The organism is Novosphingobium sp. TK46 (assembly GCF_055361525.1).
The window spans coordinates 3,786,310-3,807,432 of record NZ_CM143963.1 but is presented as its reverse complement, the minus strand read 5'-3'; the positions used below and the strand labels follow the sequence as shown (position 1 = coordinate 3,807,432).

General features: G+C 63.1%; 26 protein-coding genes and 4 pseudogenes. 20 read left to right on the top strand and 10 right to left on the bottom strand.

Features of this window, described 5'->3' with window-relative positions:
- Nucleotides 1-30: 30 nt before the first annotated feature.
- Nucleotides 31-246, bottom strand: coding sequence for a hypothetical protein (locus ACXJ1Z_RS18170; RefSeq protein ID WP_463778604.1), 216 nt, complete (start codon nucleotides 244-246; stop codon nucleotides 31-33).
- Between the two features lie 5 nt (nucleotides 247-251).
- Between ACXJ1Z_RS18170 and ACXJ1Z_RS18165 the strand changes: the two genes are divergently transcribed.
- Entirely contained in the window at nucleotides 252-452 is a 201-nt protein-coding gene (locus tag ACXJ1Z_RS18165) for a hypothetical protein (RefSeq protein WP_463778602.1), read from the top strand.
- 26 nt (nucleotides 453-478) lie between these two features.
- On the opposite strand, the pseudogene ACXJ1Z_RS18160 reads toward ACXJ1Z_RS18165, so the two are convergent.
- Together ACXJ1Z_RS18160 and ACXJ1Z_RS18155 are read right to left on the bottom strand one after the other, a co-directional pair.
- Nucleotides 479-925: pseudogene (locus tag ACXJ1Z_RS18160) on the bottom strand (alpha/beta fold hydrolase); the annotation flags it as partial.
- Between the two features lie 85 nt (nucleotides 926-1,010).
- On the bottom strand, nucleotides 1,011-1,388 hold the full coding sequence (locus ACXJ1Z_RS18155; protein WP_463778601.1) for a carboxymuconolactone decarboxylase family protein: 378 nt from the start codon (nucleotides 1,386-1,388) through the stop codon (nucleotides 1,011-1,013).
- A gap of 110 nt (nucleotides 1,389-1,498) precedes the next feature.
- Here ACXJ1Z_RS18155 and ACXJ1Z_RS18150 point away from each other — a divergent pair.
- From ACXJ1Z_RS18150 to ACXJ1Z_RS18135, 4 genes and pseudogenes are all read left to right on the top strand, one after another.
- Nucleotides 1,499-1,648 (top strand): annotated as a pseudogene (locus tag ACXJ1Z_RS18150) (hypothetical protein); the annotation flags it as partial.
- Complete coding sequence (locus ACXJ1Z_RS18145; RefSeq protein ID WP_463778599.1) at nucleotides 1,609-2,217, top strand: LysR substrate-binding domain-containing protein; 609 nt, start codon at nucleotides 1,609-1,611, stop codon at nucleotides 2,215-2,217. The pseudogene ACXJ1Z_RS18150 and the gene ACXJ1Z_RS18145, both read left to right, overlap by 40 nt.
- 310 nt (nucleotides 2,218-2,527) lie before the next feature.
- Nucleotides 2,528-2,947: a hypothetical protein gene (locus ACXJ1Z_RS18140; protein WP_463778597.1), complete on the top strand. Its 420-nt coding sequence runs from the start codon at nucleotides 2,528-2,530 to the stop codon at nucleotides 2,945-2,947.
- 26 nt (nucleotides 2,948-2,973) lie between these two features.
- On the top strand, nucleotides 2,974-3,156 hold the full coding sequence (locus ACXJ1Z_RS18135; RefSeq protein ID WP_463781293.1) for a helix-turn-helix transcriptional regulator: 183 nt from the start codon (nucleotides 2,974-2,976) through the stop codon (nucleotides 3,154-3,156).
- 79 nt (nucleotides 3,157-3,235) lie between these two features.
- Here the strand turns inward: ACXJ1Z_RS18135 and ACXJ1Z_RS18130 are convergent, their stop codons facing one another.
- The 3 genes and pseudogenes from ACXJ1Z_RS18130 to ACXJ1Z_RS18120 all read right to left on the bottom strand — a co-directional run.
- Nucleotides 3,236-3,649: a hypothetical protein gene (locus ACXJ1Z_RS18130; RefSeq protein WP_463778595.1), complete on the bottom strand. Its 414-nt coding sequence runs from the start codon at nucleotides 3,647-3,649 to the stop codon at nucleotides 3,236-3,238.
- Between the two features lie 213 nt (nucleotides 3,650-3,862).
- Nucleotides 3,863-4,081 (bottom strand): DUF3526 domain-containing protein, encoded by a 219-nt coding sequence (locus ACXJ1Z_RS18125; protein ID WP_463778593.1) that lies wholly within the window; start codon nucleotides 4,079-4,081, stop codon nucleotides 3,863-3,865.
- A gap of 96 nt (nucleotides 4,082-4,177) precedes the next feature.
- Nucleotides 4,178-4,723 (bottom strand): annotated as a pseudogene (locus tag ACXJ1Z_RS18120) (ATP-binding cassette domain-containing protein); the annotation flags it as partial.
- Nucleotides 4,724-4,880: 157 nt separating this feature from the next.
- Between ACXJ1Z_RS18120 and ACXJ1Z_RS18115 the strand changes: the two are divergent.
- From ACXJ1Z_RS18115 to ACXJ1Z_RS18100, 4 genes are all read left to right on the top strand, one after another.
- The gene (locus ACXJ1Z_RS18115) at nucleotides 4,881-7,031 is read left to right on the top strand and encodes a TonB-dependent siderophore receptor (protein WP_463778592.1); all 2,151 of its coding nucleotides are present in this window, start codon (nucleotides 4,881-4,883) and stop codon (nucleotides 7,029-7,031) included.
- 12 nt (nucleotides 7,032-7,043) lie between these two features.
- A complete protein-coding gene (locus ACXJ1Z_RS18110) occupies nucleotides 7,044-8,870 on the top strand; it encodes a M14 family metallopeptidase (RefSeq protein WP_463778590.1) in 1,827 nt (608 codons plus the stop codon).
- A gap of 195 nt (nucleotides 8,871-9,065) precedes the next feature.
- Nucleotides 9,066-9,470, top strand: coding sequence for a DoxX family protein (locus ACXJ1Z_RS18105; protein ID WP_463778589.1), 405 nt, complete (start codon nucleotides 9,066-9,068; stop codon nucleotides 9,468-9,470).
- Between the two features lie 497 nt (nucleotides 9,471-9,967).
- Nucleotides 9,968-10,114: a TOBE domain-containing protein gene (locus tag ACXJ1Z_RS18100; RefSeq protein ID WP_463778587.1), complete on the top strand. Its 147-nt coding sequence runs from the start codon at nucleotides 9,968-9,970 to the stop codon at nucleotides 10,112-10,114.
- Nucleotides 10,115-10,170: 56 nt separating this feature from the next.
- On the opposite strand, the gene ACXJ1Z_RS18095 is transcribed toward ACXJ1Z_RS18100, so the two are convergent.
- From ACXJ1Z_RS18095 to ACXJ1Z_RS18085, 3 genes are read right to left on the bottom strand one after another with little or no spacing between them, the layout of a single operon-like run.
- Nucleotides 10,171-11,280 carry a TonB-dependent receptor domain-containing protein gene (locus tag ACXJ1Z_RS18095; protein ID WP_463778586.1) on the bottom strand — a complete coding sequence of 370 codons (1,110 nt, stop codon included), beginning with the start codon at nucleotides 11,278-11,280 and terminating at the stop codon, nucleotides 10,171-10,173.
- Nucleotides 11,262-12,047, bottom strand: coding sequence for a TonB-dependent receptor plug domain-containing protein (locus tag ACXJ1Z_RS18090; protein WP_463778584.1), 786 nt, complete (start codon nucleotides 12,045-12,047; stop codon nucleotides 11,262-11,264). Before ACXJ1Z_RS18090 ends, ACXJ1Z_RS18095 begins: the two co-directional genes overlap by 19 nt.
- Entirely contained in the window at nucleotides 12,044-12,202 is a 159-nt protein-coding gene (locus ACXJ1Z_RS18085; protein ID WP_463778583.1) for a hypothetical protein, read from the bottom strand. The genes ACXJ1Z_RS18090 and ACXJ1Z_RS18085 overlap by 4 nt, the downstream gene beginning before the upstream one ends.
- A gap of 115 nt (nucleotides 12,203-12,317) precedes the next feature.
- Between ACXJ1Z_RS18085 and ACXJ1Z_RS18080 the strand changes: the two genes are divergently transcribed.
- From ACXJ1Z_RS18080 to ACXJ1Z_RS18070, 3 genes are all read left to right on the top strand, one after another.
- On the top strand, nucleotides 12,318-12,848 hold the full coding sequence (locus ACXJ1Z_RS18080) for a hypothetical protein (protein WP_463778581.1): 531 nt from the start codon (nucleotides 12,318-12,320) through the stop codon (nucleotides 12,846-12,848).
- Between the two features lie 164 nt (nucleotides 12,849-13,012).
- Complete coding sequence (locus tag ACXJ1Z_RS18075; RefSeq protein WP_463778580.1) at nucleotides 13,013-13,570, top strand: cytochrome-c peroxidase; 558 nt, start codon at nucleotides 13,013-13,015, stop codon at nucleotides 13,568-13,570.
- Nucleotides 13,571-13,575: 5 nt separating this feature from the next.
- Nucleotides 13,576-13,875 (top strand): hypothetical protein, encoded by a 300-nt coding sequence (locus tag ACXJ1Z_RS18070; RefSeq protein ID WP_463778579.1) that lies wholly within the window; start codon nucleotides 13,576-13,578, stop codon nucleotides 13,873-13,875.
- Here the strand turns inward: ACXJ1Z_RS18070 and ACXJ1Z_RS18065 are convergent.
- A complete protein-coding gene (locus ACXJ1Z_RS18065) occupies nucleotides 13,792-14,247 on the bottom strand; it encodes an Arm DNA-binding domain-containing protein (protein ID WP_463778577.1) in 456 nt (151 codons plus the stop codon). The two genes, ACXJ1Z_RS18070 and ACXJ1Z_RS18065, sit on opposite strands and share 84 nt — an antisense overlap.
- Before the next feature lie 252 nt (nucleotides 14,248-14,499).
- Here ACXJ1Z_RS18065 and ACXJ1Z_RS18060 point away from each other — a divergent pair, with 252 nt between their 5' ends.
- The 8 genes and pseudogenes from ACXJ1Z_RS18060 (at nucleotide 14,500) to ACXJ1Z_RS18025 (ending at nucleotide 21,108) form a co-directional block, all read left to right on the top strand.
- Nucleotides 14,500-15,318, top strand: a complete 819-nt coding sequence (locus ACXJ1Z_RS18060) for an SDR family NAD(P)-dependent oxidoreductase (protein WP_463778576.1) — start codon at nucleotides 14,500-14,502, stop codon at nucleotides 15,316-15,318.
- On the top strand, nucleotides 15,315-16,607 hold the full coding sequence (locus ACXJ1Z_RS18055) for a sulfotransferase family protein (RefSeq protein ID WP_463778574.1): 1,293 nt from the start codon (nucleotides 15,315-15,317) through the stop codon (nucleotides 16,605-16,607). Before ACXJ1Z_RS18060 ends, ACXJ1Z_RS18055 begins: the two co-directional genes overlap by 4 nt.
- A 12-nt stretch (nucleotides 16,608-16,619) precedes the next feature.
- The gene (locus tag ACXJ1Z_RS18050; protein ID WP_463778573.1) at nucleotides 16,620-17,888 is read left to right on the top strand and encodes an alkyl sulfatase dimerization domain-containing protein; all 1,269 of its coding nucleotides are present in this window, start codon (nucleotides 16,620-16,622) and stop codon (nucleotides 17,886-17,888) included.
- Nucleotides 17,885-18,679: a sugar phosphate isomerase/epimerase family protein gene (locus ACXJ1Z_RS18045; protein WP_463778571.1), complete on the top strand. Its 795-nt coding sequence runs from the start codon at nucleotides 17,885-17,887 to the stop codon at nucleotides 18,677-18,679. The genes ACXJ1Z_RS18050 and ACXJ1Z_RS18045 overlap by 4 nt, the downstream gene beginning before the upstream one ends.
- A 34-nt stretch (nucleotides 18,680-18,713) precedes the next feature.
- Nucleotides 18,714-19,568, top strand: coding sequence for an SDR family NAD(P)-dependent oxidoreductase (locus ACXJ1Z_RS18040; protein ID WP_463778569.1), 855 nt, complete (start codon nucleotides 18,714-18,716; stop codon nucleotides 19,566-19,568).
- A 5-nt stretch (nucleotides 19,569-19,573) separates the two neighbouring features.
- The gene (locus ACXJ1Z_RS18035) at nucleotides 19,574-20,359 is read left to right on the top strand and encodes a carboxymuconolactone decarboxylase family protein (protein ID WP_463778568.1); all 786 of its coding nucleotides are present in this window, start codon (nucleotides 19,574-19,576) and stop codon (nucleotides 20,357-20,359) included.
- A pseudogene (locus tag ACXJ1Z_RS18030) lies at nucleotides 20,359-20,783 on the top strand (NAD(P)-dependent oxidoreductase). The gene ACXJ1Z_RS18035 and the pseudogene ACXJ1Z_RS18030 overlap by 1 nt, the downstream one beginning before the upstream one ends.
- A complete protein-coding gene (locus ACXJ1Z_RS18025) occupies nucleotides 20,701-21,108 on the top strand; it encodes an NAD-binding protein (RefSeq protein ID WP_463778566.1) in 408 nt (135 codons plus the stop codon). The pseudogene ACXJ1Z_RS18030 and the gene ACXJ1Z_RS18025 overlap by 83 nt, the downstream one beginning before the upstream one ends.
- Nucleotides 21,109-21,123: the final 15 nt, after the last annotated feature.

Below are 21,123 nucleotides of genomic sequence, written 5' to 3'. Positions count from 1 at the left end.
GGAGTGCCGGAAAGGTCCTCGCGAGGGGATTCAATTCGAGGCACCCTCTGGCACGGCGGTATGTCGACCATCGCCCACTTCGTGGGTGATTTCCTCTCCCAATGCGGGGGGCGTAGCTTGATCCAGCCCGCCTGACAGGATGTCGACCGGCGAGCCGATGCTGCTCAGCAGCCCGATTACATCCTTTCGATCGAACACCGCTGCATCGATGGCTTGCACGAGGAGCGTCGGGTCATGCCGCATCATGCTGCATGTTCGGCTGCGATCTCATGCGGATGACCATCGATCCAATGGCACCCGGTCGTCAGTTGCTGGATGCCCCTCATGACAGCGGCGCGTTCATTGTCCGATCCCAGCAGCGCCGCACGACGTTGTTGCCAACCGTCGAGCCGATCGGGGTATTCCGCTCGGGCGCACGTGTTGACCAACACCACGCACTCACCAGTGGTTGATGACATGCTGCTACTCGCATCGCGATCATGCCGCGTTGGCTGTGGCCGACGATCGTTCCCGGCCTGCAACAATGCTCCTCGACCCAAAGCGCAGCGTCTTCAGCGATCCCGTCAAGGTTGGGCCTGGTCGCCAACCGCTCGCCCCATGTCGCCGGCATATCGAACGCCATGCAGCGCCGATGCGCATTGAGCGCGGCGATCTGATGCGACCAGAAGGCCCGATCGAGAAACAGGCCATGAAGGAACAACACTGGCGGGCCTTCTCCGGTATCGTCCCATTCGTAGATCGTCCCGTTGATCGATGCTCGCGGCGCAACGCTACCGGCCGCGTGGGCACCCGCGATCAGCCGCTCTACGGAGAAGTCGAGCGAACGAAAGCTGAAAGGAAAGCGCATCTGCCATGCGCGCACCGTGTCACCCCCGCGGATGATCCCAACGGTTCCAACGATCGGATCACCATCGACATGCGAGATCGCATCGGGATGGACACATGTCAGAGCCGCTTCGGTATCGCCTGCGCCGAATGCTGCGAATTACTGTTCCACAATCGATCGCGTGTCAGTCATGGCGCGCTGCCAACACGGCCCGCAATGTGGTGACGGCGTTCAGCGATGCGGGGAAGCTCGCACAGAGGGCCATCTGGATGATGACCTCTACCACCTCGGCAACGGTCGCGCCGACATTGAGCGCTGCAGCTAGGTGGACTTTCAACTGCGCGTGCGCATTTCCCATCGCGGTCAATGCAGCGACCGTGGCCAACTCGCGGGTTTGGAGGTCGAGGCCCGGTCGGCTATACACGTCGCCGAACCCGAACTCGACAATGTAGCGTCCCAGGTCCGGAGCCAGGTCGGCTAGCCCCGCGATCATCGCATTCCCAGCGGCACCATCGATCTCCGTCAATCGCGCGATACCTCGCGCATATCGATCGTCCTTCATGTTGCTCTCCTCAAGCCGTGACCATGCCGGATCAAAGCCACCTCAGAAATGGATGATGCTGGACTTCGGTTTTCCATTTATGGAGAGATATGGACTGAGACGATCTTCGCTGCTTTACCGTCGTTGCGCGAGGCGGCGGCTTGAGCCGCGCGGGGCGCGACCTTGGCATCAGTACGCAGACGGTTGGGCGCCGCGTTGCGGCGCGGAGGCGTCTCTCGGCGTGCCGTTGTTTATCCGTCATTCTAGCGGTTATCGCCTGACCAGCGACGGCCGGGCCATGATCGGCGACGCGGAGCTGGCCGAACAGACAATGCGTCTTCTTCGTGATGGAGTCGCGAGTAGGGGCGGCGAGGTGGCGGGGATCGTTCGCCTTGCGGCACCGGAGACATTAGCAACAACCCTCCTTCTTCCAGGCCTAGGTCCCTTGCTGGACCGTTACCCAGCCCTGACGCTTGAAGTGGTAACGGGCATCGACACGATCGGGATTGCGCGCGGCGAAGCTGACATTGCGCTGCGCCTCGTGCGGCCGACAAAGGGTGCTTTGACCGTCCGGCAGGTCGGGCGGATGGCCCATTCACTCTATGCGAGGTCCGCTGCCGACTACGACCGCAAGCATGTCCGACTGATCGGATGGAGCGATTCCTACAGCCTTCCGGCCCGTCTGTGGCTACGGCAGCATTTCGGTCGCGAACCAGATATCCTGGTCAACAGCCTTGCTGGGCAGCGCGCCGCGATAGCAGCGGGCATCGGCATAGGGATGCTACCTTGCTTCCTCGGTGACGGCCTAGTCGCTCTCGACACGCCACTGCGCCCTGTCGAGCTGATTTGACTGATCGCGCCTGCTACGGAGACGATCAGCAACCAAGCAAAGCTGGTTTACGATGAAGTCGCAGGCATCATCGCGAAGAACGCCGCCATTCTCTCGCCGATGTAGTACGGTGCGGCCGTGCTGTTCGCGAACGACGATCAAAGAGGGGCACGGCATTCCCATTGGGAACCGCGACCGAGACGGCCATGGCCGGCTCATAGGGGATCGAAAAACTGGAAATCCTATTCGGCGCAGCGCCGCGCTAAGGTCGCTGACCGCGTGTCACTTTAGGTTACCCATGTCACCCTAGGGTTACCAATGAGGCGTGCATATGCAATCGGTAGTTGCCGAAAGAGCGGAGCGTCTATCAAAGCACAGAGCGACGGCCGCCATCATTATGGGCACCGTTGTAGCGGCAACACAGGCGCCGCGAATGGACGAAAGCGGTGCAGGTCAGATTACCTGGATGGTTACTGGCATCGTCCTCGCCATCTTTCTTCTTTGGGCGAGCGGCCTTTTCCGCAACACGGCCTTGCGTGGCATTCTGAACGATGAAGGAAGCGACGTTAGCAGGAGGCGATCTTTGATGATCGGCTTCTGGAATATGCTCGCGACGGCCGTGGTTTGCTACATTCTGACTTACGTAAAGGATTACGGGCCGCGAGACGCCATCCAGATAATCATGTCCGTGGGTATTTGTTCTGCCCTAATAAGCTTCGGGGTCGCGGAACGTGCTTTGGCACGTCATTGACCGAGCGGTTGCTGAACCGGCTCCGCGTGGAGCGGGAGCGCCTAAGCTTGACCCAAGCCGGTTTAGCACAGCGCGTTGGCGTATCCCGTAAGACAATCATCACCATTGAGAACTTGGTATTTTCGCCCTCCGCATTGCTGGCGCTTAAGATCGCTCGCAATCTCGACAAGCGGGTGGAAGACCTGTTCTGGATCAGTGCGGACGACTGAGGATGTGGTTTCCCGATTGGGAACGGCGATTGAGACGGACAGGGCTTTCCCCAATGAGATTGGCATTACGGGAAAGGCTCTAAGCCACAGCCGCGAGGCTCTGTGCGCGCTGTAGGTCCTTCGGTCGCCCGAAAGCGGTGAGCATGGCCTGTAGGTCCGCCTTCTCGGGAACGAAGACAACCACGCCAGCAACCTCGACGCGTTGCCGCGTCGCCGGCAGTACCGGCAGCCACGTCTCCCCTGACCGGCGGTGGAAGTCTGCCATGAACTCCACCGGCAACGGCGTCGTTCCAGTCCAAGTGCCGAAGATCGTCGACCGAAATGCAGCGTGCTCCGATCCCTGCCGAAGCTGGATGCCGATCGTTGGCAGAATCCGTTGCGCATCGGTAATGCTCAATAGTACGTCCACGTCAGCTACATGGCCTGGATCCGCCCCGTGCAGGGCGACGGCTGCGCTCGCGATAATCCACCACGGATCACGCGCCTCGACCATGAGATTACCGATCGCGTCTAATGACGCCAAGAGGGGCGGGCTAACCGTCATCCGCCTTCAATAGCGCCTATTATGCCGCTTAGGATGGTGAAATGGGAACGCCGGCGCCAAGTCCGCTATCCTAAGATCAGCGCCCGGCTCCGGACAGGCTGTTCGCGCCCTCATATACGACATTGCACGGCACTTGGGCGCCACCCGGAAGCGGACTTTCGTTCATTGGGATGTTTTGGTAAACTGGCGACACGTAAGCTTGTCTACCCGCGGGCCAGGATCCCGGCGCTGATCATCAAACTTCGGCGCTTGTTCGAAATCGCTCCTGCCTAATGCTTTGTCGGTAAAGAGGTACCCGTAGTAGAACGTTCGCAAGCGCTTGTGGAAGGCACGGACACGGTCTTGGTAGCTGAGTTGAGCGATGAAATCCGCCTCTGCCATGCGCGTGATCAGTGCCTACACGCCGACTGAAGGTAACAGCCAACCGAGCGCCCTCGCTGCTTCGTCGCGAGCTTACAATGTTTTGCGATAGGCGCATACCTGCAGGAGAATCTTGTTGAAGTCAGCCGTGGCGCGTGGGTCCAGGCCGGAGGTCGGCTTGTCGAGCAGCAGCACCGGAACCTGCCGCAGCAATGCCACGGCGATCGCGACTTTTTGGCGCATGCCCTTGGAGAAGCCGCGCAGCCGTTGATCCCAGGCCTGCTCCTGCAAGCCCGCTGCCAATAGCGCATCCTTAATCGGGCCAAGTGTCTGGCGCCCACCGGATAGTGCGAGCAGGTGGTCGGCGTTCTCGACGGCGGAGAGATGCTCGTACAGGGCGACGTTCTCAGGAAGATAGGCAATGCTCCGGCGTGCCTCGTCGGGATTGCTGCCGGGATCGATGCCGCACACCGCGATCGTGCCCGCTTGCGCTCTAGCAAATCCCAGCAGGGCAGCCAGGGTGGTCGATTTTCTGGCGCCGTTGCCACCCAGCAGAGCGGTGATGATACCTTCCGGAACAGCAAGCGACATTCGGTTCAGGACGGTTTGACGACCGTAGCTAAGCGTCAGGTCGGTGATCGAAACGGGTTCGTTGGTAGACATCGTTCTCTCGCAAGGCTCGCAGCAGCATCAGCGCGAGCGCTTCTTGCCGAATCATCGCTTATGTAACAACATATCATTGACGATGTTATATCATCTCGCCAATAGGCTCGCGCTCAGGCTGGCGTTTCAACCGGCCGTTTCGCCAAAAGGAAATCCGTTGCGATCGTCTCTGCGCTCTGCCTCGATAGTCGGCGTCACCCCACTCGTGCTTGCGTTCTCATGTGTTCCCGGCGCGGCCGAGGCGGAGGAAGCGGCCGAAGCAGAGCGCGACGAGATCATCGTCAGCGGTGTACGCCAGCCTTACCGCGGCGACTTCACCCTGCGTGAAATTGCGCAGGCCATTGCCACAATCGGTGAGGCGGTAATCGAACAGAACGCCATACTGCGCCTGACCGATGCGCTGGATCTCAACGCCTCGGTGGTCCGGCAGAACACCCTGGGCGGACTGTGGGATAGCTTTGCGGTCCGCGGCTTTGCCGGCGACGAGAACCTGCCAAGCGGGTACCTCGTCAATGGCTTCAACGCAGGGCGAGGCTTCAGCGGGCAGCGCGACGTAGCCGGCATCGAACGGATCGAGGTGCTCAAGGGACCTGCCGCCGCCGTGCTCGGGCGCGGGGAGCCGGGTGGATCGATCAACCTCGTCACCAAGCAGCCGCAGTTAGGCGACACCTTCGGCAGCGCATCGGTGCAGCATCGCAGCTTCGATACTCTCCGGGCAGAGGCCGACGCCAACCTGGCGCTCACAGGAAAGCTGAGCGCGCGCGTTATTGGCTATGCTGAAGCGGGTGACACGTTCCGCGACACGGTCGAGCAGCGGCGCTGGGGCATCCTGCCATCGATTGGCCTCGCGTTGGGCGATGCAACCCGACTGACGTACGATTTCGAGTGGACCCGCGTGGAAGTACCCTTCGATCGTGGCATCGTCGTGCTGAACGATGATTTCAAGACAGTTCCTCGATCGCGCTTTTTGGGTGAGCCGAGCGACGGTGACACGGCCGCGCGAGCGACCGGACACCAGCTGCGCCTGCAGCACGACTTCAATGATCGGTGGAGCCTGCTCGTGGGCGCCAGCCACCGCGACACGCTGCTGACCGGCGCTTCGTCCGATGCGGAAACGGCAAGGGCGCGGCAGAAGCTCTATGTCGACGGGCGCTCGCTGTCGCGTCAGCGGCGGACGCGGCGCTACACTTCGGAGCATAGCGTGGTGCGCGCGGAACTCGCCGGCGAATTCAACACGGGCTCTCTGCGCCACCGAGTCCTTGTCGGCGCCGATTACGATTACTTCGCCACCGACCAGTTGTTCACGCGCTATCGCGGACCAGTGGTGACATCTGCCACCACCGACCAGGCTGGCTACGTGCTCGACCTGCAGAACCCGGTCTATGGCCGGTTTCCCGTTCCCGCAACCGCTCCAATCACCAACCGCCTCGACGTGCAGCGTTCGATCGGTGCTTTCGTGCAGGACCAGATCACCCTCACAGACCGGCTTCAGATCCGCGTTGGCGGGCGCTACGACGACTTCCTGCTGCGCGTCGACAATCGCCTTACGAGCGTCGAGGGGCGCCGCAAGCGCAGCCGGTTCAGCCCGCAGGCCGGGATCGTCTACGAAGTGAGCAAGCCGCTGTCGGTCTATGCCGCATATGGAGAGGGCTTTCGCGCCAACATCGGTGCCGATGCCACTGGAACGGTGTTCGAGCCGGAGACGAGCAAGTCGATCGAAGTTGGCGTGAAGTTCGCGGCATTTCGCGGGCGTCTCACCGGCACGCTTGCCGCATACCAACTCGACAAGTCGAACGTGCTTGCCACCGATACGCTCAACCCCGGCTTCTCGGTCGCGATCGGCAAAGCGCGCAGTCGCGGAGTCGAAATCGATGTTACTGGGAAGCTGGCACACGACGTCGACGTGCTGCTTAGCTACGCCTACACCGATGCAGAGGCGCGCTCACGGGTGCTGGATCCCAACTTCTCTTTCCAGATCGAGCCCGGCGATCCACTCATCAACATTCCGCGCCACAACCTCAACCTCCAGGCCGCCAAGCGCTTGAAGATCGGTGAACGCAAGGCGACGCTCGGCGCGGGCGTGCAGCACGTTGGATCGCGCAATGGTGAGACCGGGACAGACTTCAAGCTGCCCTCGCACACGCTGGTGCGGGTGTTCGGCCAAGCCGAGGTGATCGAGAACGTCGAGCTGTTCGGTTCGGTGACGAACCTGTTCGATGCACATTGGTACGCCAACAGTTATTCGCCGGTCTGGGTCCAGCCCGGCACGCCGCGCACCGCCACGATCGGCCTGCGCGCCAACTTCTGACACGAGAGAGCCATGCGTTTGTTGTCCCTCCTCGGCATGACTGCCGGGATTGTCGCCGCTTCATCCACTGTCGCGCAAACGCCCGCGCTGTTGCCGGAGATGCCTGCCGCCGCGTTGCCACCTGCGCTTCCCTGGTCGGGCGCGAGCGAGCGGCTCATCGTGGCCAAGGACGATCCCTGGATCACCCCCGTCGAGCGGGCCGGCTTTGCGACCACGCCGCGCTATGCAGAAACGCGTGCCTGGCTGGAGCGCTTGGATGTCGCCTCGCCGCTCATTTCGCTTGAGAGCTTTGGGCGCAGTGGAGAGGGACGCGATCTGCTGATGGTGCGCGCCAGCAAGGGCGGATCGGTGAAGCCGGTCGTGCTGGTGCAGGCCGGCATTCACGCAGGCGAGATCGACGGCAAGGATGCCGGGCTCATGCTGCTGCGCGACATCGCGCTGCGCGGGAAGGACACGCTGCTCGACCAAGTCGATCTGGTCTTCGTGCCGATCTACAACGTCGACGGCCATGAGCGGATGAGCCGCTGGAACTTCCCGGCACTGCGCGGTCCTCTGGAGAAAGGCACCGTTGGCAATGCCCGGGGCATCAACCTCAACCGTGACTACGCCAAAGTGGACGCGCCCGAGACCCGCGCGATGATCGCATTGCTGCGCTGGCTGGATCCGATCCTCTATATCGACTGCCATGTCAGCGACGGTTTCGATATGCAGTACGACGTCACCTTCACGTATGCAGGCTGGGGCCGCTACGCCTATCACCGCGCCACTGCGGACTGGCTGATGATGCGCTTTGGACCGACCATCACGAAGGCACTGGAGCGCGCTGGACACATCCCGACCATATACCCCAGCCCGATCGACACGCGCGCGCCAGAAAAGGGCATCCGCCAGGCACCGGAAGGTCCGCGGTACTCGACGGGTTACGGCGACTTCATCGGCGTTCCGACCGTGCTGGTCGAAAACCACATGCTCAAGCCGTATCGCCAGCGTGTGCTGGGTACTTACGTGCTGATCGAGGCTGCACTGAAGCTGGCGGCACAAGACCGAGATCGGATCGCTGCCGCGAAGGCCGATGATCGCGCGAGCCGGCCATCGACGATGCTGACGAGTTGGAAGCCCGCCAACCAGCCGGTCGAGTGGGTCGAGAAGTTCAGGGGCGTAGCGTTCGAGACGTATCGCTCGCCGGCGACCGGGCGAGTGGAACAGCGCTGGACGGGCAAGCCGGTCACCTTCCGCATGCCGATCATCGGGCAGGAGCCCATCGCGAGCGTGACGCTGCCCAAGGCATGGTGGGTGCCGCAAGAACAGGTCGAGGTCATCGACCGGCTGCGCTTGCACGGGATCCGCTTCGAAACGATCGGAGAGCCGCTCAGCCTGACGCTCGATCGCGTGCGGTTGCACGACCCAGCGGTGCAGCGAGCGCAGGACGGTCGATTGCCGTTGAAAGCTTCCTTCACGCACGAAGCCGTGAAGCGAATACTGCCCGCCGGCACCATCCGGGTGTCATCCGACCAACCACTCGGGCTGCTTGCGGCTGCTCTGCTCGAGCCAGAAGCCGCGGACTCCTTCCTGGCTTGGGGCTTCTTCCCGGAGATGCTCTCGGCTCCTGCCAACGCGGAGGATTTCGTACGCGCGCCTTTAGGCGATGCTCTGCTGGCGCAAAACGAAGCAGCAAAATCCGCTTTCGACGCCAAGCTGAAGACGGATCCATCCTTCAAGGCAGATCCGCAGGCTCGTATCGACTGGCTTCTCGGGCGTTTTCTGGAGGAAGACGCTCGCCATCTAACTTACCCGATCTTGCGAGAGACAAGTCGCGAAACTCGGAACCCCTCAGAATGAACAAGGGTCCGCTTAGGGGAAGCCGCCGGTGAGCTCTAAGCGTCTGCCAGCGGGTCTTCGTTCGTTCAAGCTGATCAGGATGGGGCTGCTGGCCAACGCGCCAGGATCGCCTGCTCAACGGAACACTCGCCTGCTCGCCGGGGCTGGCGCCAGTCAACGCTCTCCCTCATACTTCTCACGATTGCAGCGCTGGGGATGATGATGATCAAGGGAACGACTGGCCATCGCTCGGGAATCGTAGTGAGTACGATAGTGGCCTTGGCGATGACCGCTGATGGCCTCGTTGGCTTGCTGCGCCCGCAGTTGTTCGCGCCGGAGATGGCTTCTGACGGCTGGGGTTCAGAGACACTACTACCCGTTGCGTTGCTCGCCCTCGTCAGCGGCCTTGCCTACGCAGTCCCGCGCACGGCAGTGCTAGGCGCAATCCTCATCACCGGTTTCGTTGGCGGAGCGCTCGCCGCACATCTGCGTGTTACACAGGTGGTGATCCTGCCCGAAATCGTGAACATGGCGCTGGGCGTCGGCGCCTGGGGAGGGCTGTGGTTGCGCGACCCGAGGCTGCGCGCCTTGCTTCCACTGCGCTCGTTCAACTGCGGGTGATTGAAGCCGAATGTGTATCTGCAACTTAGAGCGGAGTTAGACGAGCCGAACGGCCTATTACGGATCGTCGAGGCGATGGTGCTGGTCAGTTCGCGCTGGACGTGCCTGGCGAGAACCGGGGCAGGGCGCCTGCCGCCCTCATTCCAGTCATTGGCAGGCCAAGATGCGGTGCCTGAAAGCGGCCGTCGGTTCATTTTCATGATCGTAACCAAGGTGGTGCCATGAGGCACCAGCGGGGGCAGCTTACGGTCAGGCTCGACGTCAATTCTAACAACATGCGAAGGTCTGTAGTGCTGCAATCTGATCCGATGTGATATGCAGCCGCAGCTATACACCAACTTTCGAACGCGCCCCCTAGAAAGCCGACGTCCGTTTTGTTGGCGCAGCTCGAGCGAGCCGCTAATCGATAGCTTCAGTTAAGGCACAGGATCGGCAGATGAAGATCAGCGCGCGCAATCAGCTCAGGGGTACCATCACGGCGATTACCGAGGGGGGCTGTGAACGGTACCATCAAGGTGGACGTCGGCGGCGGCAACGTGATCACGTCCAGCATCACCGAGGAGGCGATCGCTGATCTCGGTTTGGCTGTCGGCGACGCGGTCACCGTCTTGATCAAGGCCAGCGACGTCTTGATCGGCAAGTAGCAACTCCCCCTCAATGTCTCTGACTGGACGTCGGGGGAGGGGCTGACGGACCGAGCTCAGTACTTGGCTCGCACGCTGGCGAAGAAGGTGCGGCCTGGCTCGGGGAAGCCGTCGGTGAGCGTATACAGCTGGTCGAACAGGTTACGCCCGCCGACGCCGATGGCGACGTTCTCGTTCACGTCGAAATCGGCCCGTAGCTCGGCGTTCACGTACGAACCAGTGCGATAGTAGCGCTGCGGCGCGGTCGCCGGGGCCGCGGTGAACAGGGTCCAGCGATCTGCTGAAGCGAGGTCGAGGTTCGGGATCACGTGCAGCGCCTCGACCGGCGACCAATCAACATAGACGAAGCCCTTGTGCGTCGGCACGCCGGTGGGCCGGAAGGGGGGGGGCGCGGCGTAGTCCAGATCGCGCTTGATCAGCGTGTAGTTGAACCCAGCGTCGAGCCCCGGCGCCAGCTTGACCGACACCGAGATCTCGCTGCCGTAGTAGTCGCCCTTGCCGACGTTGCGGCTCTGCGTGAGGTTGGTCAGCGCACAGCCCGGTCGTGGCGTCGCGGGCGGCGTGATCGAGGCGGTGCAGGGGTACGCCGGCGTCAGTACGTCGAAGATCGCGTTATCGACCCAGCTGTAGAACAGCGCGCCTTCGACCCGCACCTTGCCGCTCGCCCAGGATCCGCCGATCTCGGCGTTGGTGGCGCGTTCGGCCTTGAGCTCCGCATTGGGAATCGCGGTATTGAAGCGTTGGCTGAACCGCTCGAAGATCGTCGGGAAGCGGGCGCGTGAGGACAGGCTGGCGTGCAGGTCCACTCCGTCGTTGGCCTGCCAATCGAACCGACCTTGCGCATTCCAGGTCTGCGCATCGCGGCGCGGGTACTGGTAGAGGACCGAGGCGCCCGAAGTGCCGAGCGGCGGTCCGTATTCCTCGGCGCGCAGCAGGTTGCGCCAGTCGATGCTGCCGCCAACGGTGAAGGTCAGGTCCAGGCTCAGCTTCAACTCGTTCTCCAGCGCGGCAGAGAAGGTGTCCTCGGTCTGCGTCTGGCGGGGCTCGGTAGTCGGCACGCCCGCGGTCGAGAAGCTGGTCTGGAACTCGACGTGCTTGTCGTGACGATAGTGGAACGAATAGCGCAGCGTGTCGGCATCGCTCACCTTCAGGTCGAACTGCGCCAAGCCGCCCCAGGCGCGGTCCTCGTAAGGACTGTCGAAGGCGAACGGTCGGCTCTGCGTGCTGAGCGTGCGGTCGTTGAGAGGAAGTAGACGCTGGTGATGTCCCACGAAGGCCAGTCCCAGAAACGCGGCGTCGTCACCAGGTCGCTGACGTGCAGCGGCGCGCCCTTAGCGCCTTCCTGGTGGGTGTAGCTTAGAGCGTATTCGTCGGTGGCGTTGGGGGTGAAGCCGATCTTGGCGTTGACCCGCCAGTCGCGGGTGCGCGAGAAATCGCGCCCGCCGCCATCTTCCAGCGCGGGCACCTTGACGTCGAAGCCCTTGGGCAGGTCCCAATGGTCGGTGAAGCTGCGCGCATAGCTGGCTTGCGCATACCACTTTTCGTGCTTGGTGCCGATCTTGGCCGACGTGGAGTAGCCGGCGTAGTCGACATCGTTGTTGAAGTTGACCATGCCGCGCACGTCGACGTCGAGCGCCTTGGTCGGCTTGCTGGTGACGAGGTTGATCGCGCCGCCCATCGCGCCGGGGCCGTCGATCACCGAGGCGTAGCCCTTGGCCACCTGCACCTTGGCGATGTCGGTGTTCAGGAAGCGGCCATAGTCGAGGCGGTTGTCGGCCGGCAGGTAGACGCGGATGCCGTCGATCGAGAGCGGTACCTGGAACCGGTCGAAGCCGCGCACGAACACGAGGCGCTCGTTGCGGGTGCCCCCGCTGTTGCCCGCCGCGACGCCGGGCATCAGGTTCACCGCGTCGTCGAGTGAGATGCGGCTCAAAGTTTAGATCGCTTCGAAAGCGTGTTGCTGTCGATCTCGATGCCTTCCGCACGCGGCGCGGTGACGGTAATCTGGCCGAGTGAGAAGGCGTCGAGCCCCTGGCCGGACGGCGCCGGGTCGGCGCTCTCCTGCGCGTAAGCTGAGGTCGAAAGCATAGTGCCTGCCATAAGCCAGGCCGCTAGGACGGTCCGCATGATCTCCCCTGTTAATGATGCCCGAAGCTCTATATCTGGCCGTATCTAGCGTCATCGCTCAGGAGGAAGTGCCCGGATGTTGGATCGCCGCGTGTTCGTCGTTTGCCTTGCCGTGTGCGGCGCTTCTGCCATGCCGGCGGTGGCCCAAATGGAACATGCCGCGCCTGCCTGCACCGCGCCCGCGGCGCTGCCGGCGGAACTCGCTTCCTGGCGCACGCCGGTCTCGCTGACGGCGTCCCGTGACAGCAAGGGCACCGCGAAGGCGACGCTCGTGCCGGGGCGTGCGGCCACGCTGACGCTCGCGCCGACGCCCACGGTCAAGTACCCGCTGCGGCCGGAGAAGCCGGGCGGCACCGTCAGCTTCGGAGGGCTCGCTGGCTTCACCGTCAAGCAAGCGGGAACCTGGCGCGTGGCGCTGGGCGCCGGCGCCTGGATTGACGTGGTGAAGGACGGTAAGGCCGCGGTCTCGGTGGCGCACGGGCACGGCCCGGACTGCACCGGCGTGCGCAAGATGGTCGATTACCAGCTGACGCCGGGCGTCTACATCCTGCAAATCGCGGCCAGTGCCGAGACCGCGCTGACGGTGCTGGTGACGCGCCTACCGTGAAGCGCCTGCTCCGGCGATCGCGGCGCTCGTGCTGAGCGTGGCCGCCCGGCAAGCCATGGGTCTGGGACTTGCCGGGCGGCATGACACCGCCAACCGTCCCTGCGAACAACCAGATGAGCGCCGCCAAGGTCGAGCTGGGCCGCCGGCTCTTCTAAAACGCAGACTTGTCCGCGAACGGCACCATGGCCTGCGCCGCATGCCACGAGCAGCGTCATGCCTTCGCCGACGGCAACACAACGCGTCCCGGCGTCCACGGTGATCCGGGACGGCGCAACGTGCCGGGTCTGGCCAACGTCGGATGGTTCTCGCCGCTCACCTACGCCGATCCGCGTGTCACGACGCTGGAGGCGCAAGTGCTGGTCCCGCTCGTGGGTGAGCGTCCAGTCAAGATGGGCATGAAAGGCGTCGAGGCCGAACTCGACCGGCGGCTCGGAGGCGATCCGTGCTACCGCACGATGTTCAGTCGCGCCTTTCCGGACAGGAACGGTGCGATCGACACTGCGACCGTCGCAGCTACGCTCACCGCCTTCGACCGGAGGATGATCTCGTTCGGCAGTCGCTACGACCAGAGAGGCGCCGAGCTGACTCCGCTCGAGCGACAAGGGGCGGCCGCTTTCGTGACATCCGGCTGCGCGTCCTGCCATTCCGGACCGTTTCTGACCGACATGCGTAGCTGCCGTTTGCGGAAAGTCTGTGTGACGCTACAAAAGCTGCCATGTTGAGGAATGTGATAGACAAGCGCACGAGGCCTTATCGCTGGCGTGAGGTCAATGCGATCGTGGAGGCGGTAGAGCACGACAACAGGTGCGCTGATGCAGATCAAGCACCCGAAAGTGATCCGTCGCTTACGGTGGATTATGCATCGCTTGAAGCTGTATCGGTTCAAAAGGCAATCACATGGGCAGTCAGCCAGCGTTGCCCAGTCACCCTTTATCTCTACGATCTAGGCGGCGGCTTCGCGAGCAGTGAGCACTTCGATGCAGTTGGAAAGCGGTTCTTCGACGAAGGCGCAGATCGGGCAGGCTGAACGTCCGCAGAGGGGTGAGTTCGGACTGTCCGCTTTCGATGCCGACCCATCCAAAGCGAACGTCGATTGTTCCGGGACGGTTTGGCCGCCAGCGATGTCTCGCGAAGCGAGAAGGAGTGGATTGATCCCCATCTTTACTTGCTGTCGAAGCGTGTCACGGGTGTGGCGAGCGGTAGCTAACGAGATGCCTCCGAAGCCAGCGGACCCTAAACCAAGCTCTCGTGACTTGCCTTTGACCATGAAACGAAAGACCCATGAGCGGCCACCGCTTGCCCTCACTAAGAGCTGCAAACCATCTCCATCAGTATAGCGTCCCGGCATGGCTTCCTCGACTGCCGAAGGTGTGAGCACGTCCCTGAGTTTTTTGGGCATCGTTTTATCCTGATAAGAGGTCACTCATCGTACATCCGAGTTGAGACTTGCGGTCGCTTCCCCGCCTCAGCTAGCCCGACGTTGGCATGCAGAGGGTCGATGTGAAGAGCTAGCGTGCCGGCGACATAGCGCCGCAAGCTAACACCTTGACAAAGAGATAGAGGATACTCTTTAAGGATAGCAAGATTCGATGGGTCACATCGCTCCAAACGATCTGTGCTGTTTAGTGCACCAAAAAAGATGGGGAATTGGATGCCGAAGATGCCTTGGGACCTTGCTGGCAAGGTCATCGTCATTTCGGGGGGAAACTCGGGCATTGGCCTGGGCTTTGCACAGGGTATCGCCAAGGCGGGCGGCGATCTGGTGATCTGGGGACGTCGGCAGGAGAAGAACGAGGCGGCTGCGCAGGAACTGCGCAAGTACGGCGTTCGCGTACTGTCACAGGAAGTCGATGTTTCCGATGAAGCGCGCGTCATCGAAGCGTTTGCGGAAGCGGTGGCCGAGATGGGCCGGGTCGATGGCGCCATCGCCAACGCCGGCCTGATGATGAACCAGGGCTGCTTCACCAACATGACCAGCGAGGCATGGCACGGCCTGCTCGCCGTCAACCAGCACGGTGCATTCTATCTTGCGCGCGAAGCGGCGCGGCACATGCGCACGCGCGCCGAGGCCGGTGATCCGGGCGGCTCGATCCTGTTCTGCGCCAGCCTCTCGGCGGTGACCGGCTCAATCGGCATGCAGCACTACAACGCGTCGAAGGGCGCGATGGCCGCGCTCGCTCGCGGAATCGCGGTCGACATGGGCAAATATGGCGTTCGCGCCAACACGGTATGCCCGGGCTATACCGAAAGCGACACCGTCAAGGACCAGGGCCCAGACTCGCCGTTGGGTTCGCAAGTGCGCGAACGCTGCCCCATCCCGCGCTTCGGTACGCCCGAAGACTTTGAGGGCATCGGCATTTACTTCATGAGCGATGCGTCGCGCTATCACACCGGCGATCTGGTCAAGATCGACGGTGGCTGGATGGCGAATGCCGGCAAGCTCAACACCGCCGCCGAGCGCCGCGCGTGAGCGCCGCTGCTGACGTCGCCTCGGGCGAGATGAAGACCAAGGTGTTCCGCGTCGACCAGTTCCGCGACCCCAGTATCCCCGATGCACGTCGCGCCGAACTTGAGGCGGCCGAGGGCGAGCCGCTCGACATGTCGGTCGACGGCGTCCTCGCCGATGCGAGCACGCAAACCGGCCTCGACGACTTCGGACCGATAGACTTCGTGCCGCGGCTCGAAGCGTTGCTCGAGGAGGTTGCCGCCAATCCGAACCTATGGCGCTTTGCCAAGGCGAATTTCCGCGCGGCGTGCGTCAAGCAGGCGGCAAACCGGCTCAAGAACAAGGCGTTCCTCGACGCACATCCCGAAGTCGATGCGGTGAAGATCGATCGGCCGATCATCATCGTCGGCCTGCCGCGGTCGGGCACGACGCACCTGGAAAATCTTATCGCAGCCGATCGCCGGCTGCGCCACTTGCCGGTCTACTTGGGTTCTGAAGCGGTCCTGGCGCCGGGCGAGGAAGCTGGCCCAGACGGTCTGGACCCGCGCTGGGTACGCTCCAATGCGCACTGGGACCGCATGAAGCAGAACGCCATCATGGCAGCCATGCACGAACATTCGCCCGATCACGCCTGCGGCGAGAACGAGCTCCAGATGCCCGATTTCACCACGTATCAGTGGGAGTGGATGGCTGAAGTCCCGACCTGGCGCGACTACCTGCTGAGCCACGATCAGACGCAGCACTATGCCTATGGCAAGCGGATGCTCAAGGCGATTGCGCTGCAGTTCCCGTCCGAGCAGCGCTGGATTCTCAAGGGCAACCAGCACAGCGAGCAGATCCCCGCGCTGGTCGCAAACTACCCTGACGCTTATGTCGTGCAGATCCACCGCGATCCGCTCGCGATCCTGCAGTCAGTGCTGACGATGCGCGGCCTGTCGGTTCTTGCACACCAGAAGCAGCCCGACATCCAGGCCCACGTCGCCTATTGGATCGACCGCATCGAGCGGATGCTGCGCGCCTACCTGCGCGACATGGATGCGGTCCCGGCCGGGCAGCGGCTCGACATCCTGTTCGGCGACGTGATCGCCGATGACATCGGCACCGCGCAGCGCGTGCTGGATTTCGCGGGCTTGCCGTCGAACGACGAGAGCATCGCCGACATGCGCGGCTACATGGACAGCCATCCGCGCGGCAAGGACGGCCGGGTGGTCTATGACCTGGCCGGCGACTTCAACCTCGACATTCCGGCCTTGCGTGAGAAGTTCGCCTTCTACGTCGAGCGCTTTCCGGTCAAAATCGAGGTCAAGGCCTGACACAAGGCACGCTTGGGAGAGCACAGCATGAACACGAGCACACGCGACGCCGGTCAGCCACTCAACGCCCAGATCATTAACGACGGAGTCGGCCGGCAGGATGCGGTCGATCTTGGTGCAGGCATCTTCATGTCGCGCGACGTCTCGAACCTCTATCTCGTCACCACCGACGACGGTGACGTGCTGATCAACACCGGCATCATCTATAGCGCGGCCGAGAACAAGCGGCGCTTCAATGCGGTGAGCGCCGGCCCCTTGCGCAAGATCGTCTTCACGCAAAGCCACGAGGATCACATCGGCGGCTGGCCCACATTCAACGCGCCCGGTGTCGAGACGATCGGGCAGGCCAACCTGCCGTTCGTGCGCACGCAGTACCGTGATCTCGGCGAGGCGATGGCCCGCCGCTCGCGCCAGTTGTGGGCGCGCGACCAGAAGCGGGAACTGACCGAGCGGCCCGAGCCGGTGCTCACTACCATGTTCCACGACAGCCATGCCTTCGAAGTCGGCGGCCGGCAGTTCGAACTCTACTCGGTCAAGGGCGGGGAGACGGTGGACTCGCTGGTGGTCTGGCTGCCGCAGGACCGGATCGTGTTCACCGGCAACATGACCGGCCCGATCTTTGGCCACGTGCCAAACCTCTACACCGTGCGCGGCGAGCGCTACCGCTATGTCCAGTGGTACATCGACAGCGTGCAGCGCGTGCTGGACCTTGCGCCCGAAGTCCTGATCACCGGCCACGGTGAACCGGTGCGTGGTGCCGAAACCATCCGCACGCAGCTCACCGGGATGCGCGATGCGACGCAGTACCTGCGGGACCGTGTGTTCGAGGGCATGAACCGCGGCCAGAGCCTGTGGGAGCTGATGGAGACCATCAAGCTGCCGTCAGAGCTCGCGATCCCACAGGGCCATGGCAAGGTGCCGTGGATCGTGCGCGCCATCTGGGAAGAGCACCTCGGCTGGTTCCGGTACGAGTCCTCGACTGAGCTCTACGCAGTGCCGCCCCAGGCGGTGTACCCTGAGCTGATCACGCTGGCCGGCGGATCCGAACCGGTCGTGGCGCGCGCAAAGCAACTGCTGGACGAGGGCAAGCCGCTCCACGCGCTGCACCTGGCCGAGGCCATCTCCGCCGATGCCGGCGGGCACCGCGAGGCGCTGGACATTCAACTCGGCGCACAGCGGGCGATCTTGGAGAACGCCGGACGCGAGAACTTCAGCGAAGTGCGCTGGCTCGAAAGCGAGATCCGGCGCCTCGAGACCGCGCTGGCGGAGAGCGCCAAGTGATCAATCCGCGCCTCTCGATCGATGCGATGTGCACCTTCCGCTGGTCGTTCGATCGCGAACTCGCCTTGTGGAAGGACCTGGGTGCTCGGCATGCCGGGCTGCTGATGAACAAGATCGCCGACGATGCCGATCGCCATCTGGCCGACCTCGACGCTGCCGGCATCCGCATCAGCACCCTGATCACCGGTGGGTTCCAGCTCGCCGATCGCTCCACCTGGGACGAGACGCGCGCCCTGCAGCGGTCGATGATCGACCTGGTGGCGGCGCATAACGGTCACTCGATCTACTTCACCAGCGGCCGCACCGTGCGCTGCGACTGGGACGAGGATGTGGCACTGTTCGCCGAAGCAGTCGCGCCTACCGTCGAACATGGCCGCGCCAAGGGCGTGATCGCCGCGTTCGAGCCAAGCCTGCGCACCAGCGCCTCGTTCTGCACGCGCCTGGCAGACGCCGTCGACATCGCCGAGCAGACCGGGCTCGGGATCGTCTCGGACTTCAGCAACAACTGGATGGAACGCGGCCTGCCGCAGACGCTCAAGCGCGCCATGCCGCACATCGCATTGGTGCAGATCGGCGACATCGCCGTCTCGGGACCGGGCGGCCGCTCGCACATCGGGCGCGGCGACCTGCCGCTCGAGCGGATGATGGGTGACGTGCTGACTGCCGGATACGAGGGCGTCTTCGATCTCGAGGTCGTTCCCGCCGACTACACCGCGGATACCGACGAGACGGAGCTGCGCGCCGGCATCGCCGCCGCATCCGAACTACTCGACACCATGGGCGTACATTGAGCGCGAACACGCGCGTGAGCGAGAGGACAAGGCCATGACGACATTCTCAGGCAAGACGGCACTGATTATCGGCGCCGGACAGAACATCGGCCGTCGTATCGCGCAGGAGTGGGCCCGTCGCGGCGCACGAGTTGCCGTCGCCGACATCAGCGGCGATGGCGCTGAGGAAACCGCCGCCATTCTGCGTGCGGCCGGTGCCGAGGCGATCGGGCTACGCTGCGACGTCACCGACGACGCTTCGGTGCTGGCGACGATCGATACCGCGGAAGCCGCGCTTGGCCCGCTCGATATCCACATGAACAACGCAGGTCTGCTGGCAGGCGGCAACCCTGAGGACCTGCCCGTGTCCGAGTGGCAGCGCATGTTCGAGGTCAACCTGTTCGGCATGGTGCGCGCGAACAACGTCGTCGTGCCGCGGATGATGGAGCGCGGCAGCGGCCATATCGTCAACACCGCCAGCTTTGCAGGGCTCTATCCCTTTGCCGCCAGCCGCGTGCACTATGCCGCTTCCAAGGCGGCGGTCGTGTCGATGTCGGAGAACCTGGCGCTCTACCTCATGCAGTTCGGGATCAAGGTGAGCTGCCTGTGCCCGGGTCCGGTGATGACCACCTCCCCCGACGCGATGAAGCACTTCTCCAAGGGCTATGTGATGCGCGCGCCTGGCAGTCATATGCAGGTGATGAGCCAGCAGGACACCGCGCGCGTGCTGTCCGATGCGATGGAGCAGGACCGCATCATTATCCCGACACACCAAGAAGCTTGGCCTACCCTGAAGGAACGCGCCGCCGACCCCGACGCGTTTATCGCCAAGAAGCACGCCGAGTTCGTTCGCGGTGATACCGGCAAACCCGGCATTAGTCAGGACGTCATCGAGTCAATTGAGGATTGATCGCGATGACCTTGCTCGACCCTAAGGACCGAAGCGCCCAAGGAAGCGACACGGCACTCGGCGTGATCGCCCGAGGGTCGCGCACCCCGCAAACACCGATCGATGCCAGCTGGCGCGACTTCATCTTCGCAGAGATTTGGGCCCGGCCCGGTCTGGAACGCCGAGCGCGCTATCTCATCGCCATAGCGAGCGCGGCGAGCAGCGGCGGCGCTGTGGATCTAATCGACGATTATGTGCGCGGCGCGATCGAGAGTGGATTGCTGACCCAGGAAGAACTGCGCGAAGCGGCACTCCACCTGGCGGTCTACACCGGTTGGTCGCGCGGCGTTGAGCTGGATCGCGCCATCTCGCGCTTCGTCGACAACTCAGGCATCGCGCCATCCGCGTTCGCACCCATTCGCGCGGAGAGCTGGGATCCCGAGGTCCGCACTCGCGAAGGCATCGCCGAGTTCGGCCGTGTTATGGGCTTTCCCGGTCCGACGCCGATCACGCCATACTTTGACGCTGGTATCGACAACTTCGTCTTCGGCGAGATGTGGAAGCGCACCGCGTTAGACCAGCGTTCGCGTCGCTGGATCACGCTGGTCGGCGTATCCGAGAGCTGCGCGACAACGCCGATCAAGACGCACTTCTACGCGGCGATGGCGAGCGGCGACTGCACTCCGGATGAGCTGCAGGAGTTTGTGCTTCAATACGCGGTGCATGGGGGCTGGCCAAAAGCATCTGTTATCCAGGGAGCCGTCCTGGCAATGATCAAGAATTATGAAGGAGGTTTGCCGTGGGACGCGTGATGCGAGACCGCTTGCCACGCACCGCGTTTATCGGTCTCGGAAGCCAAGGCGGGCCGATGGCCGAACGCATGCTTGCAGGCGGCTATCCTCTTTCAGTTTGGGCCAGGCGTGCCAGCGTCACCGAGCCTTTCGTCGTCCGAGGAGCTATAGCGGAGCCATCCATTGAAATGCTTGGATATAAAGCAGATCACGTCGGGGTTTGCCTGGCGTCGATCAAGTCTGCGAGGGCTTGATCCCCGCCATGCGGCCAGGATCACTGCTCGCAATACACGCCACCATTCTTCCTGATCATTGTGAGGTGTTGGCACGGCGCTGCGCCGAGTCTGGGATCGCATTCGTTGATGCGCCAGTTAGTGGTGGCGGGCAGGAAGCAGCAGCCGGAACGCTCACGGTCATGTGCGGCGGAGAGATTGCCCGCTTTTGAGCAGGCGCGGCCCATGTTCGAGACGTTTGCAGGCAAGCTCGTGCGCCTTGGACCGTTCGGGTCAGGCCAGCGGGCCAAGCTGATCAATAACGCCTTGATGGCGGCAAATATGGGTCTGGCGCAAGCTGCACTGATGGCGGCCGAGGATCTCGGGATAGATCGCCAAGCCGCTGCCGAGTTGATCAAGGCAAGCAGTGGGCGCAGCTTCGGTTTCGAAGTGTTGGCCAGGCTTCGGCGACTTGCCTGTCGATGTCGGCGAGCAGGACTCGATGGGCCTGGGCCACGCGGCGCGCGATTGCGGTGCCGAGGCCGCCAGCGCCGATGACGATAACGAGGGGCA